At 60.5% G+C, this 18,216-nt stretch carries 17 protein-coding genes; 8 read left to right on the top strand and 9 right to left on the bottom strand.

Features of this window, described 5'->3' with window-relative positions; all coding sequences use genetic code 11:
• Positions 1-57: 57 nt before the first annotated feature.
• From relA to cysM, 3 genes are all read right to left on the bottom strand, one after another.
• The gene (gene relA / locus QRN38_RS15805) at positions 58-2,301 is read right to left on the bottom strand and encodes a GTP diphosphokinase (protein ID WP_007247360.1); all 2,244 of its coding nucleotides are present in this window, start codon (positions 2,299-2,301) and stop codon (positions 58-60) included.
• A gap of 156 nt (positions 2,302-2,457) precedes the next feature.
• Positions 2,458-3,813 carry a 23S rRNA (uracil(1939)-C(5))-methyltransferase RlmD gene (rlmD, locus tag QRN38_RS15800; RefSeq protein ID WP_122222957.1) on the bottom strand — a complete coding sequence of 452 codons (1,356 nt, stop codon included), beginning with the start codon at positions 3,811-3,813 and terminating at the stop codon, positions 2,458-2,460.
• Complete coding sequence (gene cysM, locus QRN38_RS15795; protein WP_005616363.1) at positions 3,813-4,715, bottom strand: cysteine synthase CysM; 903 nt, start codon at positions 4,713-4,715, stop codon at positions 3,813-3,815. Before cysM ends, rlmD begins: the two co-directional genes overlap by 1 nt.
• Before the next feature lie 272 nt (positions 4,716-4,987).
• Between cysM and QRN38_RS15790 the strand changes: the two genes are divergently transcribed.
• From QRN38_RS15790 to QRN38_RS15780, 3 genes are all read left to right on the top strand, one after another.
• Positions 4,988-7,741 (top strand): response regulator, encoded by a 2,754-nt coding sequence (locus tag QRN38_RS15790; RefSeq protein WP_057418687.1) that lies wholly within the window; start codon positions 4,988-4,990, stop codon positions 7,739-7,741.
• Between the two features lie 83 nt (positions 7,742-7,824).
• Positions 7,825-8,262, top strand: coding sequence for a hypothetical protein (locus QRN38_RS15785; RefSeq protein WP_005766645.1), 438 nt, complete (start codon positions 7,825-7,827; stop codon positions 8,260-8,262).
• Complete coding sequence (locus QRN38_RS15780; protein WP_007247363.1) at positions 8,259-8,666, top strand: META domain-containing protein; 408 nt, start codon at positions 8,259-8,261, stop codon at positions 8,664-8,666. Before QRN38_RS15785 ends, QRN38_RS15780 begins: the two co-directional genes overlap by 4 nt.
• Positions 8,667-8,812: 146 nt before the next feature.
• Here the strand turns inward: QRN38_RS15780 and QRN38_RS15775 are convergent, their stop codons facing one another.
• The gene (locus tag QRN38_RS15775; RefSeq protein ID WP_057418686.1) at positions 8,813-9,280 is read right to left on the bottom strand and encodes a TlpA disulfide reductase family protein; all 468 of its coding nucleotides are present in this window, start codon (positions 9,278-9,280) and stop codon (positions 8,813-8,815) included.
• 129 nt (positions 9,281-9,409) lie between these two features.
• Here QRN38_RS15775 and arsC point away from each other — a divergent pair, with 129 nt between their 5' ends.
• From arsC to QRN38_RS15760, 3 genes are all read left to right on the top strand, one after another.
• Positions 9,410-9,763 (top strand): arsenate reductase (glutaredoxin), encoded by a 354-nt coding sequence (gene arsC / locus QRN38_RS15770; RefSeq protein WP_005766642.1) that lies wholly within the window; start codon positions 9,410-9,412, stop codon positions 9,761-9,763.
• Positions 9,760-10,365, top strand: a complete 606-nt coding sequence (gene wrbA, locus QRN38_RS15765) for an NAD(P)H:quinone oxidoreductase (protein WP_003381567.1) — start codon at positions 9,760-9,762, stop codon at positions 10,363-10,365. Before arsC ends, wrbA begins: the two co-directional genes overlap by 4 nt.
• A 95-nt stretch (positions 10,366-10,460) precedes the next feature.
• On the top strand, positions 10,461-11,132 hold the full coding sequence (locus QRN38_RS15760; RefSeq protein ID WP_005766640.1) for a DNA-3-methyladenine glycosylase I: 672 nt from the start codon (positions 10,461-10,463) through the stop codon (positions 11,130-11,132).
• A gap of 6 nt (positions 11,133-11,138) precedes the next feature.
• Here the strand turns inward: QRN38_RS15760 and ttcA are convergent, their stop codons facing one another.
• Positions 11,139-11,963 (bottom strand): tRNA 2-thiocytidine(32) synthetase TtcA, encoded by an 825-nt coding sequence (gene ttcA, locus QRN38_RS15755; RefSeq protein ID WP_005766638.1) that lies wholly within the window; start codon positions 11,961-11,963, stop codon positions 11,139-11,141.
• A gap of 204 nt (positions 11,964-12,167) precedes the next feature.
• Between ttcA and QRN38_RS15750 the strand changes: the two genes are divergently transcribed.
• A complete protein-coding gene (locus QRN38_RS15750; protein ID WP_007247368.1) occupies positions 12,168-12,662 on the top strand; it encodes a SprT family zinc-dependent metalloprotease in 495 nt (164 codons plus the stop codon).
• 65 nt (positions 12,663-12,727) lie between these two features.
• On the opposite strand, the gene QRN38_RS15745 is transcribed toward QRN38_RS15750, so the two are convergent.
• The 4 genes from QRN38_RS15745 to QRN38_RS15730 all read right to left on the bottom strand — a co-directional run bounded on the left by QRN38_RS15745 (position 12,728) and on the right by QRN38_RS15730 (position 16,835).
• Positions 12,728-14,080, bottom strand: coding sequence for a dicarboxylate/amino acid:cation symporter (locus QRN38_RS15745; RefSeq protein ID WP_005766635.1), 1,353 nt, complete (start codon positions 14,078-14,080; stop codon positions 12,728-12,730).
• A 356-nt stretch (positions 14,081-14,436) separates the two neighbouring features.
• Positions 14,437-15,783 carry an ATP-binding protein gene (locus QRN38_RS15740; RefSeq protein ID WP_005739017.1) on the bottom strand — a complete coding sequence of 449 codons (1,347 nt, stop codon included), beginning with the start codon at positions 15,781-15,783 and terminating at the stop codon, positions 14,437-14,439.
• Entirely contained in the window at positions 15,780-16,457 is a 678-nt protein-coding gene (locus tag QRN38_RS15735) for a response regulator (protein ID WP_003381559.1), read from the bottom strand. Before QRN38_RS15735 ends, QRN38_RS15740 begins: the two co-directional genes overlap by 4 nt.
• Before the next feature lie 27 nt (positions 16,458-16,484).
• On the bottom strand, positions 16,485-16,835 hold the full coding sequence (locus tag QRN38_RS15730) for a hypothetical protein (RefSeq protein WP_007247370.1): 351 nt from the start codon (positions 16,833-16,835) through the stop codon (positions 16,485-16,487).
• 177 nt (positions 16,836-17,012) lie between these two features.
• Between QRN38_RS15730 and QRN38_RS15725 the strand changes: the two genes are divergently transcribed.
• Positions 17,013-17,801 (top strand): dienelactone hydrolase family protein, encoded by a 789-nt coding sequence (locus QRN38_RS15725; RefSeq protein WP_024666369.1) that lies wholly within the window; start codon positions 17,013-17,015, stop codon positions 17,799-17,801.
• The last annotated feature ends 415 nt before the right edge of the window (positions 17,802-18,216 follow it).

Raw genomic sequence — 18,216 nt, 5'->3', positions numbered from 1 at the left:
CAGATTGCGTTGGCTTCTCGCTTGCAGCTTGCAGCTAAAAACTTGCAGCTGCCTCTCTCAAGGCGTCCTGTTTCGGCGTGTTTCAATAATGTTCGGCAACTGGGATATCCGCCCCAGCAAACGGCCCAGCGCGTCCAGCCCCGGAATCTCGATGGTCAGCGACATGAGCGCGGTGTTGTCTTCCTTGTTCGAGCGGGTGTTGACCGCCAGTACGTTGATGCGCTCGTTGAGCAGCACCTGGGTGACGTCACGCAGCAGGCCGGAACGGTCGTAGGCACGGATGATGATGTCCACCGGGTAGGTGAGCACCGGCACCGGGCCCCAACTGACCTGGATGATCCGCTCGGGTTCGCGACCGCCCAATTGCAGCACCGAGGCGCAATCCTGACGGTGAATGCTGACGCCACGCCCCTGCGTGATGTACCCGACAATCGCGTCGCCCGGTAATGGCTGGCAGCAGCCGGCCATTTGGGTCATCAGGTTGCCGACGCCCTGAATCTGGATATCGCCGCGCTTGCCGGGCTTGTAGCCGGTGGCCTTGCGCGGGATCAGTTCCAGTTGTTCATTGACCCGATCCGGCTCGACCTGCTGTTGCGCCAGGTTGACCAGTTGCGCCAGGCGCAGATCACCCGCGCCCAGTGCGGCAAACATATCGTCGGCGGTCTTGTGGTTGGCTTTGTCTGCCAGCTTGTCGAAATCGACCTGTGGCAACGCCAGCCGCGCCAGCTCACGTTCGATCAGGGTTTTACCGGCCGCGACGTTCTGGTCACGGGCCTGCAATTTGAACCAGTGAACAATCTTCGCCCGCGCCCGGGACGTGGTGATGTAGCCCAGGTTGGAGTTCAGCCAGTCGCGGCTCGGCGTGCCGTGCTTGCTGGTGATGATCTCGACCTGCTCGCCGGTTTGCAGGCTGTAGTTGAGCGGTACGATGCGGCCGTTGATCTTCGCACCACGGCAGTTATGGCCGATCTCGGTGTGCACCCGATAGGCGAAGTCCAGCGGCGTCGCGTTCTTGGGCAGGTCGATGGCGTGGCCGTCGGGGGTGAAGACGTAGACACGGTCCGGCTCGATATCGACCCGCAACTGCTCGGCCAGACCACCGATGTCACCCAGTTCTTCATGCCATTCAAGGACCTGACGCAGCCAGGAAATCTTCTCTTCGTAATGATTGGAGCTGGATTTGACGTCGGTGCCTTTATAGCGCCAGTGCGCGCAAACGCCGAGCTCGGCCTCTTCGTGCATGGCGTGGGTGCGGATCTGCACTTCCAGCACCTTGCCTTCCGGCCCGATGACGGCGGTGTGCAGCGAGCGATAGCCGTTTTCCTTGGGGTTGGCGATGTAGTCGTCGAACTCCTTGGGAATATGCCGCCACAGCGTGTGCACGATACCCAGCGCGGTGTAGCAGTCACGCATTTCCGGGACCAGCACGCGCAATGCACGCACGTCGTAGATCTGGCTGAACGCCAGGCCCTTGCGCTGCATTTTGCGCCAGATGGAATAGATGTGCTTGGCACGGCCACTGATGTCCGCCGTCACGCCGGTGGCTTGCAGCTCATTGTCGAGCTGGGACATGACGTCGCTGATGAAGCGCTCACGATCGAGCCTGCGCTCGTGCAGCAGCTTGGCGATCTGCTTGTATTGATCGGGCTCCAGGTAGCGGAAAGAAAGGTCTTCCAGCTCCCATTTGATATGGCCGATGCCCAGACGGTGGGCCAGCGGCGCATAGATGTCGAACACCTCGCGGGCCACGCGGTTGCGCTTTTCGTCGTCGGCGTTCTTCACCGCACGGATCGCACAGGTGCGCTCGGCCAGCTTGATCAGCGCAACGCGCACGTCATCGACCATCGCCACAAGCATCTTGCGCAGGTTTTCGACCTGCGCCTGGCTGCCCAGCACCAGCGATTGTCGCGGGCTGAGGCTGGCGCTGATCGCCGCCATGCGCAGCACGCCGTCGATCAGCTTGGCGACCGTGGCACCAAAGCGCTGCTCGACGTCCGGCAACGGAATCACACCTTCGCGCACGCCACGGTACATGACCGCCGCGACCAGCGAATCCTGATCCAGCTTGAGGTCAGCGAGGATCTCCGCGATTTCCAGACCGGTCTGGAAACTGGAGGTGCCTTCTGCCCAATGATTCTTGTGAGCCTTGTCATTCTGCTCGGCTTGCCGGGCAAATTCACAGGCCTGTTTCATGACTTCCCGGTCCAGGACCAGGTCGACGCTGACAATATGATCGAGCCATGCGTCGAGATTGATACTGCCGTCTGTGTTTATCGGCTGGTTCGCTCTCACCTGTACCATGCTGCTTACCTTCCCTACGGCGCGATGAATAGCGCCATCAGTCGCCAGCCTTCTGAGCGAATGCCACTTGCCGGGCAAGCAAGGACCGGCATTCGCGGGCCAGTCGGATTAAATGAGGTCCCTGTCAGCAGCTAAACTCTATCCAATGAAGGCTGCTCACTTACTCACTTCAAATAAAGCCATCGCCTCGACATGCGCCGTTTGTGGAAACATATCAAGAATTCCGGCACGTTTTAATCGGTAGCCCTGTTTAACCAGTTCGACCGTGTCACGAGCCAAGGTTGCCGGGTTGCATGAGACATAAAGCAACCGTTGAGCGCCTGTTTTTCTGATCTGGCGCACCACTTCAAAGGCTCCGTCACGCGGTGGGTCCAAGAGTACCGCAGAAAACCCCTCTGCCGCCCAGTCGGCGTGTGTCAGCGGCTGGGAAAGATCCGCCTGAAAAAACCGCACATTGTGCAGATCATTACTCATTGCGTTGACCGCTGCACGTTCGACCATGGTCGCAACGCCTTCGACCGCCACCACGTCTTTTGCCAGACTCGCCAGCGGCAGGGCGAAGTTGCCCAAGCCGCAAAACAGGTCCATCACTCGTTCATCAGCCGCAGGTGCCAGCCAGTGCAGCGCCTGCTCGATCATCGCGGTATTGACCGCCGCGTTGACCTGAATGAAATCTCCCGGTCGCCATGCCAGTTGCAGGTTCCACGGTTCAAGCCGGTAACCCAGCGTATCGCCTGGGCTGGCCGGCTGTGGCTCACCTTCACCGTGCAGCCAGAGCTGCGCGCCATACGTCTTGCAAAACGCTTGCAGCGTTGCCAGATCAGCCTCCGCCAAAGGCGCGGTGTGACGCAGCAACACCGCAGTGGAAGAGCCGCTGAACAGCTCGACGTGACCCAACACTTGCGGTTTGCTGAAACTTTTGAGCATGGCCGGCAACTGACTCATGATCGGTTGCAAGGCCTGTACCAGCACCGGACACTCTTCGATACTGACGATGTCCTGGCTGGCCGCCGCACGAAAGCCCACGTCGAGCCGTTTGGCCTTGGCATCCCAGCGCACCGCGACCCGCGCGCGCCTGCGATAGGCCAGTTCGGCGCCGCTCAACGGCGCGGCCCATTCATCCGGCACCACGTTCGCCACGCGCAACAACTGCTCGGCGAGCATGCGCTGTTTCAGGGCAAGCTGTTCTTCGTGGGGCACATGCTGAACGCTGCATCCGCCACAACGGCCAAAATAATCACAGGCCGGGGCGCGTCGCAGGTCGCTGGCAACAAACACCCGCTCGGTGCGCGCTTCGACCACCTTGCCGCGCGCATTGAGCACCCGCGCCTCAACCTCTTCACCGGCCAGACTGCCCGCGACGAACCAGGTCTTGCCCTCAAGAAACGCAATGCCGCGACCGTCATCGGACAGCCGTTCGATGCTCAGGCGCTGCTTTTTACCGGCAGGAATCTGCACGCTTTTGACGCCGCCCGTGGGCTGGAAGCGCAGGCCTCGTTCATGCTTGGCCATCAGTTGGGCATGTCGTAGATACCGGTCGACAGGTAGCGGTCGCCTCGGTCACAGATGATTGCCACAATCGTGGCGTTTTCGACTTCGCGGGCAATACGCAGCGCACCGGCCACCGAACCGCCGGACGAAACGCCGCAGAAAATACCCTCTTCACGAGCCAGCCTGCGCATGGTTTCTTCGGCCTCGGTCTGCCCCATGTCGATGATGCGATCGACGCGATCCGACTGATAGATTTTCGGCAGGTATTCATAAGGCCAGCGGCGAATACCCGGGATCGACGCGCCTTCCATCGGTTGCAGACCGACGATCTGCACGTCGGGGTTCTGCTCCTTGAGGTAGCGCGAAGTGCCCATGATGGTGCCGGTGGTGCCCATCGAACTGACGAAGTGGGTAACGGTGCCTGCCGTTTGTTGCCAGATTTCCGGACCGGTGGACGTGTAATGCGCCTCGGGATTGTCGCCGTTGGCAAACTGATCGAGCACTTTGCCGCGACCCTCTGCCTGCATGCGATCAGCCAGATCACGCGCGCCCTCCATGCCTTCGTCCTTGCTGACCAGAATCAGCTCGGCGCCATAGGCGGTCATTGCCGCCTTGCGCTCGGCACTGGAGTTGTCCGGCATGATCAGAATCATGCGGTAACCCTTGATCGCCGCCGCCATGGCCAGCGCAATGCCGGTGTTGCCGGAGGTGGCTTCGATCAGCGTGTCGCCGGGGACGATCTGGCCGCGCAGCTCGGCACGGGTGATCATCGACAACGCCGGGCGGTCTTTTACCGAACCAGCAGGGTTGTTACCTTCCAGTTTCAACAGGATGGTATTGCTGGTAGTGCCCATCATGCGTTGCAGACGCACAAGCGGGGTGTTGCCGACGCAATCGGCGATGGTTTGATACTGCAGGGTCATGGCGTATTCGCGGTCCAGTCTGCGGGGGCGCCTATCATAACGGCAAACGCTCAAAGCCCATATCACGCAAAGTGCGGTCGTTATTCCCAAAAAGCATAACGCCGGATTGGCGAGCGCGTTCGTCGGCCATTTTCCAGCGCCGGCTTGCCACGGTGCGCAGAGTAATGTGCCCACACTGACGTTAAATGGCTAAACTCGTGCCCTTGTGCCGATACAGCCAGGCAGCCCTTGCCTGATATCGACGGATTGATACCTGTTGCTGGAGAAAAAGCGTGCTGACCAAGCTGGGTATAAAAGGCCGTGTGCTGCTACTGACGATTCTGCCTGCCAGCCTGATGGCCGCGATGCTGGGTGGCTATTTCACCTGGATGCAGTTGAGCGAACTGCAAAGCCAGTTGCTGCTACGGGGTGAAATGATCGCTCAGGATCTGGCACCACTGTCGGCCAGTGCACTGGGGCGCAAGGACAAGGTGCTGTTGAGCCGCATCGCGACACAGACACTGGAGCAGCCCGACGTGCGCGCCGTGTCGTTTCTGGATGTCGATCGCTCGCCACTGGCGCATGCGGGCCCGACGATGATCAGCCCCACGCCCATCGGCAACAGCTCGCAGCTGCTCAACTCGACGGGCACTGACGCCACGCGCTATCTACTGCCGGTGTTCGGCAATCAACGCCACCTGACCAGCCCGATCATCCCCGCCGAAGCCGACACCCTGATGGGCTGGGTGGACGTGGAAATTTCCCACAACGGCACCTTGCTGCGCGGCTATCGAAGCCTGTTTGCCAGCCTGCTGCTGATTTTCACCGGGCTGGCCATTACCGCCGTCGTTGCCGTGCGCCTGAGCCGGACCATCAACGGTCCGATGAGCCAGATCAAGCAGGCTGTCTCGCAACTCAAGGACGGCAACCTTGAAACCCGCCTGCCGCCACTGGGCAGTCGCGAGCTCGACGAGCTGGCCTCGGGCATCAATCGCATGGCGGCCACCCTGCAGAATGCGCAGGAAGAACTGCAAATGAGCATCGACCAGGCCACCGAAGACGTTCGGCAGAACCTGGAAACCATCGAGATTCAGAACATCGAACTGGACCTGGCGCGCAAGGAAGCGCTGGAAGCCAGCCGGATCAAGTCCGAATTTCTGGCCAATATGAGCCACGAGATCCGCACGCCGCTCAACGGCATTCTGGGCTTCACCCATTTGCTGCAGAAAAGCGAGCTGACGCCGCGCCAGTTCGACTATCTGGCGACCATCGAGAAATCTGCCGACAACCTGTTGAGCATCATCAACGAGATTCTCGACTTTTCGAAGATCGAGGCCGGCAAGCTGGTGCTCGACAACATTCCGTTCAACCTGCGCGATCTGTTGCAGGACACGCTGACCATTCTCGCGCCGGCGGCCCATGCCAAACATCTGGAGCTGGTCAGCCTGGTGTACCGCGACACGCCGCTGGCGCTGTCTGGCGACCCGCTGCGGTTGCGGCAGATTCTGACCAATCTGGTCAGCAACGCGATCAAGTTCACCCGCGAAGGCACCATCGTTGCCCGCGCCATGCTTGAAGATGAAACCGAAGAACACGCGCAATTGCGCATCAGTGTGCAGGACACCGGGATCGGCCTGTCCAGTCAGGATGTGCGGGCGTTGTTTCAGGCCTTCAGCCAGGCTGACAATTCACTCTCGCGCCAGCCAGGCGGCACCGGTCTGGGGCTGGTGATTTCCAAACGGCTGATCGAGCAGATGGGCGGCGAAATCGGGGTCGACAGCACCCCCGGCGAAGGCTCGGAGTTCTGGATCAGCCTGAAACTGCCCAAGGCCCGCGAAGACAAGGAAGAATCGCTCAATCTACCGCTGGAAGGGTTGCGCGCTGCCGTGCTTGAGCACCATGACCTCGCACGCCAGGCGCTGGAGCATCAACTGGAAGACTGCGGCCTGCACACCGTGGTGTTCACTAACCTGGAAAACCTGCTCAACGGCGTGACCGCCGCCCATGAAACCCCGGCGGCGATTGACCTGGCGGTGCTCGGCGTCACGACGCTGGAAATTTCCCCGGAACGCCTGCGTCAGCACATCTGGGATCTGGAAAACCTCAACTGCAAGGTGATGGTGCTGTGCCCGACCACTGAATACGCGCTGTTTCAGTTGGCGGTCCACGACGTCTACACCCAGTTGCAAGCCAAACCCGCCTGTACCCGCAAACTGCAAAAAGCCCTGTCCGAACTGATCGCTCCACGCGCGATACGTGCCGACATCGCCCCGCCGCTGTCGAGCCGCGCGCCCCGCGTGCTGTGCGTGGATGACAACCCGGCCAATCTGCTGCTGGTGCAGACTCTGCTTGAAGACATGGGGGCCGAGGTGATGGCGGTTGAAGGCGGCTATGCGGCGGTCAATGCAGTGCAGCAGGAAGCGTTCGATCTGGTATTGATGGACGTGCAGATGCCGGGCATGGACGGGCGTCAGGCCACCGAAGCGATCCGCGCCTGGGAAGCCGAGCGCGGCCAGAGTTCTCTGCCGATCGTGGCCCTTACGGCCCACGCGATGGCCAATGAAAAACGCTCGCTGCTGCAAAGCGGCATGGACGACTACCTGACCAAGCCGATCAGCGAGCGGCAACTGGCGCAGGTGGTGCTCAAGTGGTCGGGGCTGGCACTGCGCAACTCCGCGCCGGAACGCCAGAATGAATCACTCGAAGCCCACGTCGGGCCGCTGGTGCTCGACCCTGAAGAAGGGCTGCGCCTGGCTGCTGGCAAGGCGGACCTCGCCGCCGACATGCTGGCCATGCTGCTCGCCTCACTGGACGCCGACCGCGAAGCCATCCGCGTGGCGCGTGCCAGCCAGGACGTACAGGCCCTGATCGAACGCATCCACCGCCTGCACGGGGCCACACGTTACTGCGGCGTCCCGCAACTGCGCACCGCCTGCCAACGTGCCGAAACCCTGCTCAAACAGGACGCGCCGCACACTGGCGACGCCCTCGACGACCTGGACAAAGCCATCGTGCGTCTGGAAACAGAGGCGCGGGTGACAGCGTGATGCAGCCTCTCGTTAGTCATACTCACGCCCCAGGAAACGATCAAGGCTGAGCATGATAGGATGCGCGCAATTTTGGAGGACCCATGGCCGAACACGATTTTCGCTACAGCATGCTCAACCCGCAACACACCCTGACCGAATGCCGGACACTGGCACCTGGCCGCTATCAGGTCACCGGCAACGGCGGCTCGATCTATGACAACGACCAGTTGCTGGTCACCATCAAGGGCAGCAAAAGCCTGCACATGCGCCTGACGGTCGAGAAGGTCCGGCACCTGATCAACCCGCCCGGCCAGTGGATTGCAGTGGCCAAGGGCCCGGTATTCGACGAGCTGGCGATTCACCAGTGGCAAGTGCATTGCGACAGCTGCAACGCCGAACTGAATTTCGAGTTCATGGTAGAAAGCAAGCTGGGCGTCAAGGCGCAGAAACCTGCCGCCAATGCGCGTATTGCGGAGCTGGGCTGGAAAACCGATGGCGAGAAGCACCTCTGCAAAAAGTGCCAGGAGAAAGCGGCATGAAACAGTGTGCACTCCTGAGCCTGATCGGCGCCGCGCTGCTGGCCGGTTGCACTGCTGACCCGCTGCCGATCCGCCAGGATCATGGCTACGTGATGGAATGGATCGGCGAACGTCCGCTGATCGACAACAGCCGCCTGACCATGACCCTGGGCGCCGATGGCCGCGCGTATGGCAACGCTGGCTGCAACCACTGGTTCGCGCCCTATACGCTGAACGACCACACCATCAGCTTCGGCGCAGTGGGCAAGACCCGCAAAATGTGCGCCCCGGCACTGATGGAACAGGAACAACGCTTTATCAAAGCCATCAGCAGCGTGCAACGCTGGGACATCTCGCCCATTGAGCAACTGCGCCTGTGGCCAGCCCAGGGCAAGCCACTGCGCTTCTGGCTGGAAGATAGCTGACGGTGCCCCGGGCTGCTGCCCCGTGACTATCGTGCGACGCTCCGCGTCGCATGCCGTTCTGGACGCTTCGCGTCCTCTTGCGACGCAAAGCGTCGCAACCTGCATTCCCACGCTGGAGCGTAGGGAACGATAATCTCAACTGTCGATCAGCCCTCCCCGCGCAAGGCCTTGAGCTTCTGGATCACAGTCGCCGCCGATTGCTCGCCGAGCAATTGCTCACGCATCTTGCCTTTGTCATCGATGATATAGGTCACCGGCAGCGCTTCCGACGGCGGCAGGCTGTACTGCTCGGCCGGGTCCTGAGCCAGCACGGTGAACTTGATGCCCAGCGCATTGGCGGCATTTTTCAGCTCGTCGCCCTGCAGGTTGTCGAAGTTGACACCCAACACCGTGACCTTTTTGTCCTTGAGCTGCTCGGACAATGCATTGAATTCCGGCACCTCGGTACGGCAAGGGCCGCACCACTCAGCCCAGTAGTTCACTACCAGCCAATGGCCTTTGATTCGCTCGATGGCAACCTTCTGGCCATTCTGGTCAGTGCCCAGATCTACGCCACATCCGCTCAAAAGCAAGCTGCCGAAAAGTATCACTGCTGCTGTCAATCGCCTTGCCATGTGTTTCCTTCCTCGCCCCGTTCAACCTGCAATTACTTATACCCAAGCCACTGCTATTGACCATCCGATATGTCGGACAGTGCCATCGCTGGTTAGAATACGCCACCCCACACAAGATGCGACCTGCAAATGACCGATCTGACGCTGTATCACAACCCGCGCTGCACCAAATCCCGCGGCGCGCTGGAACTGCTTCAGGCCCGCGGCCTGACGCCCGACATCATTCTGTATCTGGAAACCCCGCCGGATACCGGCACATTGCACGACCTGCTCGGCAAATTGGGTATCAGCGCCCGGCAACTGCTGCGCACTGGTGAAGACGATTACAAGCAGCTCAACCTGGCCGACCCGAGCCTGAGCGACGAGCAACTGGTCGCCGCCATGGCCGCTCACCCGAAACTGATCGAACGGCCGATTCTGGTCGCAGGCAACAAGGCTGTGATTGGCCGACCACCCGAGAACATTCTGGAGCTGCTGCCGTGAGCACACCTTATATTCTGGTTCTGTATTACAGCCGTAATGGCTCAACCAGCGAAATGGCCCGGCAGATCGCCCGCGGTATCGAGCTGGGCGGCATGGAAGCGCGACTGCGTACCGTGCCCGCCGTTTCTGCCGACCACGAAGCGAGCGCCCCGGAGATCCCGGAAAACGGCGCGCTGTACGCAAGCCTGGATGACCTGAAAAACTGTTCCGGCCTGGCACTCGGCAGCCCGACCCGTTTTGGCAACATGGCCGCGCCGCTGAAATACTTTCTGGACGGCACCAGCAACCTGTGGCTGACCGGCGCACTGGTCGGCAAACCGGCTGGCGTCTTCACCTCCACCGCCAGCCTGCACGGTGGCCAGGAAACCACACTGATGTCGATGCTGCTGCCGCTGCTGCACCACGGCATGCTGATCATGGGCCTGCCGTACAGCGAATCGGCATTGCTGGAAACCGCTGGCGGCGGCACCCCCTATGGCGCCAGTCATCACGCCGGGGCCGACGGCAAACGCGCGCTGGACCGGCACGAAACCGACCTGTGCCGCGCGCTGGGCCAGCGCCTGGCGAAAACCGCGCTGCGTCTGGACGCACCGCGTAGCTGAACGACCCGCCCCCGAGCGTTCGGTTAAATCGCAAACTTGCAGCGCAAGGATCGGTCTGAATCCTTGCCCTGCCTGTTTAATTCTCTGGAGAACCGATGCACGACTACAAATGGCTGAACGAGTATTGCCTGAATCGATTCGGCTCCGCCAAAGCTCTGGAAGCCCACCTGCCCTCGCCCAAGACTGCGAAACAACTGCAAGCCATCAGCGCCGACCGTTACCTGTCGACCATGGCCCTGCGCGTGTTTCGTGCAGGCCTGAAACACAGCCTGGTGGACTCCAAATGGCCAGCGTTCGAAGAAGTGTTCTATCGCTTCGACCCGGAAAAAGTCGTGCTGATGGGCGCCGACCATCTGGAACGTCTGATGCAGGACGCACGCATCATTCGTCACCTGGGCAAGCTCAAGAGCGTGCCGCGCAATGCGCAGCTGATTCTGGACATCGAGCAGGAACACGGCAGTTTCGGCACATTCATCGCGCAGTGGCCGGTCGATAACATCACCGGGCTGTGGCAGTACCTCGCCAAGCACGGCAACCAGATGGGCGGGCTGTCATCGCCGCGGTTCCTGCGCATGATCGGCAAGGACACGTTCATTCCCACCTGGGACGTGGTCGCCGCATTGAACGCGCAGGATATCGTCGACAAAGTGCCGACCAGCAAACGCGATCAGGCCATTGTGCAGGACGTGTTCAACCAGTGGCATGCCCAGAGCGGTCGGCCGATGTGCCAGCTGTCAGCCATGCTGGCCTTCACCGTCAACCACTGATCGCAATCAGATATTGACCACATTGACGAACCGTGAGGCTGCGGTTTCGTCGATGCGCAACTGGCTGAAATCGAACAGCTTGCGGTCAGCCAACTGTGACGGCTGCACGTTCTGCAGGGCGCGGAAGATGCTTTCAGTGCGGCCCGGCGTCTTGCGCTCCCAGTCCAGCAGCATGTCCTTGACCACCTGACGCTGCAGGTTTTCCTGCGAGCCGCACAGGTTGCACGGGATGATCGGAAACTGCTTGAGGTCCGAGTAAGCCTGGATGTCCTTCTCGTGGCAGTAGGCCAACGGGCGAATCACCACGTTGCGGCCATCATCGGCACGCAGCTTGGGCGGCATGGCCTTGAGCGCGCCGTTGAAAAACATGTTGAGGAAAAACGTCTCGATAATGTCGTCGCGATGATGCCCCAGCGCCATCTTGGTAGCGCCGATCTGGTCGGCGAAGGTGTACAGCGTGCCGCGCCGCAGCCTTGAACACAGCGAACAGGTAGTCTTGCCTTCGGGGATCAACTCCTTGACCACCGAATAGGTGTCCTTTTCAACGATGTGGTACTCCACACCCAGCTCTTTCAGATACGCCGGCAGCACGTGTTCGGGAAAACCCGGCTGCTTCTGGTCCATGTTGACGGCCACGATGTCGAACCTGATCGGCGCAACCTTCTGAAAATGCATCAGTACATCAAGCAAGGTGTAGCTGTCCTTGCCGCCGGACAGGCAGACCATGACCTTGTCGCCCTCTTCGATCATATTGAAGTCGGCAACCGCCTCGCCGGCCAGCCGACGCAGACGTTTCTGCAGTTTGTTCTGATTGACTGAGAGGGTGCCCATGTACTGAAGGTATCCGCCGATGACGTTAGAAAAGGCCGCTATTTTACGCACAACCAACAAAGGGTTAAACAGGCTGCCTACGGGCCGGCGCTGCCATCGATAGCGCCCATCAATGGCTAGAGTCTGAAACGACCACCGGGCAGCCGGTATTGTCAGAGCATAGCGACATTGCGGCATACTTGGCGCACTGGAGACCCATAAAGCATGCACGAACAACTCAATTCCCGCGTTGAAACCTGTTACCTACAAGCCGAAACCTTCTTCAAACGCACCTTCAAACGCCCGGTGGTCAGCTTCCAGCTGCGTGGTCAAAAGGCCGGTGTCGCGCACTTGCACGAGAACCTGCTGCGCTTCAACCCGCAGCTGTACCAGGAAAACGCCGAAGATTTCCTGCGCCAGACAGTCCCCCACGAAGTCGCGCACCTGGTCGCCCACCAGCTGTTTGGCGGCGACATTCAGCCGCACGGCGAGGAGTGGCAACTGATCATGCGCGGCGTCTATGAACTGCCGCCCAACCGCTGCCACACCTACGCCGTTCAGCGGCGCAGCGTGATCCGTTACATCTACCGCTGCCCTTGCCCGGACAGCGACTTCCCGTTCACGTCTCAACGCCACAGCATGGTACGCAAGGGCCGGCGCTACCTGTGCCGCCGCTGCCGCGAGCCGCTGATGTTCAGCGGCGAGACGCGCACGGAATAATCCCCGACAAAACGCAGGCCTAAAAAAACCCATCCGAAGATGGGTTTTTTCATGGCCTGAAGTTATCAGACGGTCTTGGTGGTGTTCACCGCGTTGGCCGGAGTCGGGCCTTCGGCAACGCCGAGGTCGTCTTCAGGACGGGTTTCCAGGATGGCACTGCCACCGGAAGCCAGCTCGGACTGCAGCTTGTCGGTGTCCAGCTCGCCAACCCACTTGGCAACCACGACGGTCGCAACAGCGTTACCGACCAGGTTGGTCAGGGCGCGGGCTTCGGACATGAAGCGGTCGATACCCAGAATCAGCGCCAGACCGGCGACCGGCAGGTGGCCAACAGCCGACAGGGTGGCAGCCAGTACGATGAAGCCGCTACCGGTTACGCCGGCAGCACCTTTGGACGACAGCAGCAACACCAGCAACAGGGTGATCTGGTGAGTGATGTCCATGTGCGTGTTGGTCGCCTGAGCGATGAACACGGCAGCCATGGTCAGGTAGATCGAGGTACCGTCCAGGTTGAACGAGTAACCGGTCGGGATAACCAGACCTACGACAGACTTCTGCGCACCCAGACGCTCCATCTTGATCAGCATGCGTGGCAGGGCCGATTCCGAAGAGGAAGTACCCAGTACGATCAACAGCTCTTCACGGATGTAACGAACCAGCTTGAAGATGCTGAAACCGTGAGCGCGGCAGATGGAGCCCAGCACCAGCACCACGAACAGCACGCAGGTAATGTAGAAGCAGATCATCAACTGACCCAACTGCACCAGCGAGCTTACGCCGTAGGCACCGATGGTGAAGGCCATGGCACCGAACGCACCGATAGGCGCCAGCTTCATGATCATGTTGATGATGTTGAACATCACGTGGGCGAAGCGATCGATGAAGTCCAGAACCGGCTTGCCATACGAACCCAGACGATGCAGGGCGAAACCGAAGATCACCGAGAACATCAGGACTTGCAGGATATCGCCGTTGGCGAACGCGCCGACGATGGTGTTCGGAATCACGTTGAGGATAAAGCCGACGATGCTCTGGTCTTTACCGGCAGTCACATAAGCCGCGATCTTGGAGGCATCAAGCGTGCTGACGTCGATGTTCATGCCGGCACCCGGCTGAACCACGTTGACCACGATCAGACCGATCAGCAGGGCGATGGTCGAAACGATCTCGAAGTACAGCAGCGCATAACCACCGGTCTTGCCGACCGACTTCATGTTCTGCATGCCGGCGATACCGCTGACAACCGTACAGAAGATGATCGGAGCGATAACCATCTTGATCAGTTTAATGAACCCGTCACCCAGTGGCTTTAAAGCCTTGCCGGTTTCCGGGTAGAAGTGACCGATCAGGATACCGATGACAATCGCTACGATTACCTGAAAATAGAGGGATTTGTAGATGGGCTGACGAGTCGTCATTGCAGTTTTCCTCAAGGGCGTCGTCGGCATCTTCACCTGATGCACGCGAGCCTATAAAGCGCTAACCCTCCTGCACTGGAGGGATTTGTTTTGTCGAGCTGCACAAGGCAGACATCTACCCTCTGGATAGCAATAGCTGTGCCACGCAGTCAAAATGATATCAAAACCCCGCTCAGCAAGGCTTACACGGGTAACAGTAGCCGGGAATGGGAAGATGAGGTGGCGGTTTTCCGCCGTATGAATGAAAAGTCGGGGTATCAGTGGCGGATATCCGCCTTTTGCGTGTTGGTGATAACCCCAGCTATCGTGCGACGCTGGAGCGCCATGAACGATAACCTGGACCGTCGTGCCGACCATCACTGCGCCAGAAAATGAATCCTGAACGCCGCGCCGCCCAGCGGTGAGTCCCCCAGCGTCAGTTGTGCGCCATAGCTTTCGATGATGTCCTTGACCACCGCCAGGCCAATGCCCTGCCCGGGGTTCTGGCGGTCCAGTCGTTCGCCACGCTCAAGGATACGCGCGCGCTGGCTGTGCGGGACGCCGGGGCCGTCGTCTTCGATGCACAGCTCATCGCCGTCCGCTGAGCGGGTGAAGCTGACGCGTACTTCGCTCAGGCAAAGCCGATAGGCGTTTTCCAGCAGGTTGCCGAGCATTTCCAGCAGCGCGCCCTCCTCCATGTGCACCTGACAAAGCTCCGGCAGGTCGAGCGTGGCCTTGACCTGCTTGTCGCGGTAGACCTTGTCCAGCGTGTTGCACAGGCTTTCGACCACTGGCCGCAGCATCACGTGGTGGCGCACCAGACCGCTCTTGCGCAGGCTGGCGCGTTGCAGTTGATAGCCGATCTGCTGGCTCATGCGCTCGATCTGCGATTGCAGCACCCAGGCCTGCTCAACGTCCTCGGGGCGTTTGGCGATGTTTTCACTGACGCCCTGTAACACCGCCAGCGGTGTTTTCAGGCTGTGAGCCAGGTCGTCGAGGGAATCGCGGTAACGAATCCGTTGCTCACGCTCGCTGCGCAGCAGGCGGTTGAGCGAGTCGGTCAGGCGCAGCAGTTCGCTGGGATGCTCTTCACTCAAGCTGTCGCGCACGCCCGATTCCACCTGATCGAGCTCCTGACTCAGGCCGCGCAACGCACGCAACCCCCAGGTCAGGCCCATCCACAACAGCCCGAGCAGCACCGCCAACGCAGCGCCAAAGCCCAGGTAGAGTTTGCGGCGCAAACCGTCGATGGTTTCCTGGTAGCCGCGCAATGGCTGCACGGCGACGATACTGTAGGCGGCGTTGCGACCGCCGAGCAGGCGAATCTCGACGTCATAGACGAAGAACTCGTCGCCGTTGATTTCCTTGATCTTGGTGAATTCGCTGCCCTGCCCGTCATAGTGCGGGTGGTAGTCGATGTTCTCGGACTCGGTAGACAGCGAACGCCAGACCATCTGCCCCTGACGGTTATAGATGTAGCCCAGCAGCCGGCTGCCGGGCAGGTTGAACTGTTCGCCCGGCAGCACAGACGGCATCAACAGATGGTCGTCTTCGACGCGCGCCGCCGAAATCATGGTGGTCACATCGGAAGCCAGCCGTTGTTCGATCGCCCCGCGCAGCGCCAGGCTGAATGCGCCCTGCAGCGCAGGCAGCATCAGTAACATGAAGATCACCGCCAACGTGGCGGCGCCCAACATCAGACGCAGGCGAAGCGAACGAATCACGTACAGCGCTCATTGAACAGATAGCCCATGCCGCGCACGGTTTCGATGGGTTTGAACGCCACGCTGCTGTCCAGTTTACGACGCAGCCGGCCAACCAGCACTTCGATCACGTTCGGATCGCGCTCGTCGTCATCGGGGTACAACTGCTCCATCAAGCGCTCTTTGGGCACCACTTGCTGATGATGAAGCATCAGGTATTCGAGAATGCGGTATTCGTAGGCCGTCAGCGCCAGCGGCTGCTCGCCCAGCGCGGCGTGCTTGCGGTTGAGGTCCAGCAACAGCGGGCCAGCGGTGATGGTTGACTGAATAAAGCCGCTGGAGCGGCGTAACAAGGCGTTGAGCCGCGCTTCCAGCTCTTCGAACTGGAACGGTTTGACCACGTAATCGTCAGCCCCGGCGGCCAGCCCCTCGACCTTGTCCTGCCAGTTACCGCGCGCGGTCAGGATCAGGATCGGAAAAGCCTTGCCCAGCGCGCGCAACTGACGAATCAGGTCCAGCCCGCCGATGCCCGGCAGGCCGAGGTCGATCACGGCCAGATCGTGATTGAATTGGGCAACCTGATACAGCGCTTCTTCGGCGTTGGCCACCGCTTCCACCACGTGCCCCGCTTCGGTCAGACGGGTACGCAGGTGATGGCGCAGCAGCGCTTCATCCTCGACTACCAACAACTTCATGCAGCTCTCCCAGGCACAATCACAGCCTCAAGACAAAGAATGAAACGACATCGTCGCCTCAGTACTCAACAGGCGGGCGCTGACGGGCACAGGCTGTGTCACATCATAGCTGCCCAGCAGGATTTCGCGGCTGACAGGCACGCCATTGTGAGTCCCCGTCAGACTGCCGTAAACCGGCGGAGAATAAAGCGTCCCCACCGACACATTGGATCGCGCCTGCTCATTAAGCGCATGCCCCCAGCTGTTGGCGTCGTCGAACCTTTCACTGGTCTTGCCGAACTCGATGCGGGCCACGTCAAGCCTGCCATCGCCCGCCTGCGCCGCCGCACTGCCACCCAGAAAAGCCAAGGCCAGGAAAAACTTGTTGAGATTCAACATTTCGACTCCTTTTGCGCTCGGGGACGCTGTCAAGGTACGGCTCAACAGTAATCGCGCCGGGCTGAACCCCGACTGAACACGCGATGAACCGGCGCTGAACAGTCGTGCGCGCCGCAGGCGGCAGAATCGGCTATCTTTTGACATTCGTGCTGCACCCCACCCAAGAAGGAGCTGAACATGCGCTTGTGGATTGCAATGATCATGATGGGCCTGACTGGCCTCGGCCAGGCAGCGATCAAGACCGAGCAGATCGATTACAAAAGTGCCGACGGTACAAAACTGGTGGGTTACTACGCTTACGACGACGCCGTAAAAGGCCCGCGCCCCGGTGTGCTGGTGGTTCACGAGTGGTGGGGCCTGAACGACTATGCCAAGCGTCGCGCCCGTGATCTGGCGGCACTGGGTTACAGCGCCATGGCCATCGACATGTACGGCGAAGGCAAGAACACCGAGCACCCGAAAGACGCGATGGCCTTCATGCAGGCCGCGCTCAAGGACAGCGATGCGGCCGACAAGCGCTTTGATGCCGGGCTTGAGCAATTGAAGAAACAACCGCAGACCGACCCGAAAAAGATTGCAGCGGTGGGTTACTGCTTCGGCGGCAAGATCGTGCTGGACGCGGCCCGTCGCGGCGAACCGTTGCTGGGCGTGGTCAGCTTCCACGGCGCACTGGTCACCAATAGCCCGGCCAAACCGGGCATCAAAGTGCCAATGCTGGTCGAGCATGGTGCCAAGGACAGCATGGTCACACCGGAGAACGTCGCCGCCTTCAAGAAGGAAATGGACGACGCCAAGGCAGACTATAAATTCGTCAGCATCGACGGCGCCAAACACGGCTTCACCAACCCCGACGCCGACCGCCTGAGCCACGGCGAACACGGCGGCCCGGACATCGGCTACGACAAAGCTGCGGACCAGAGCTCGTGGTCAGACATGCAGGTGTTTTTCAAGAAGATCTTTGGTTGAGCGATAACTGAGACTCTGCGTCCACCCGAAACTGGGAGGACGCAGAGCGTCCGGAACGGCATGCGACGCGGAGCGTCGCACGATAGTTGATATCACGTTCCGCACGCTCCAGCGTGGGAATGCAGGTCTCGACGCTCTGCGTCGCCAAGAGGACGCGGAGCGTCCGAAACGGCATGCGACGCGGAGCGCCGCACGATAGTTGATATCTCGTTCCGCACGCTCCAGCGTGGGAATGCAGGTCGCGACGCTCTGCGTCGCCAAGGACGCGGAGCGTCCGGAACGGCATGCGACGCGGAGCGCCGCACGGTAGTTGATATCTCGTTCCGCACGCTCCAGCGTGGGAATGCAGGTCTCGACGCTCTGCGTCGCCAAGAGAACGCGGAGCGTCCGGAATGGCATGACGACGCGGAGCGCC

The organism is Pseudomonas sp. CFBP2511, assembly GCF_030209255.1.
In the GTDB taxonomy this organism is placed as follows: Bacteria; Pseudomonadota; Gammaproteobacteria; order Pseudomonadales; family Pseudomonadaceae; genus Aquipseudomonas; species Aquipseudomonas avellanae.
This window is presented reverse-complemented; position numbering and strand designations above follow the sequence as displayed.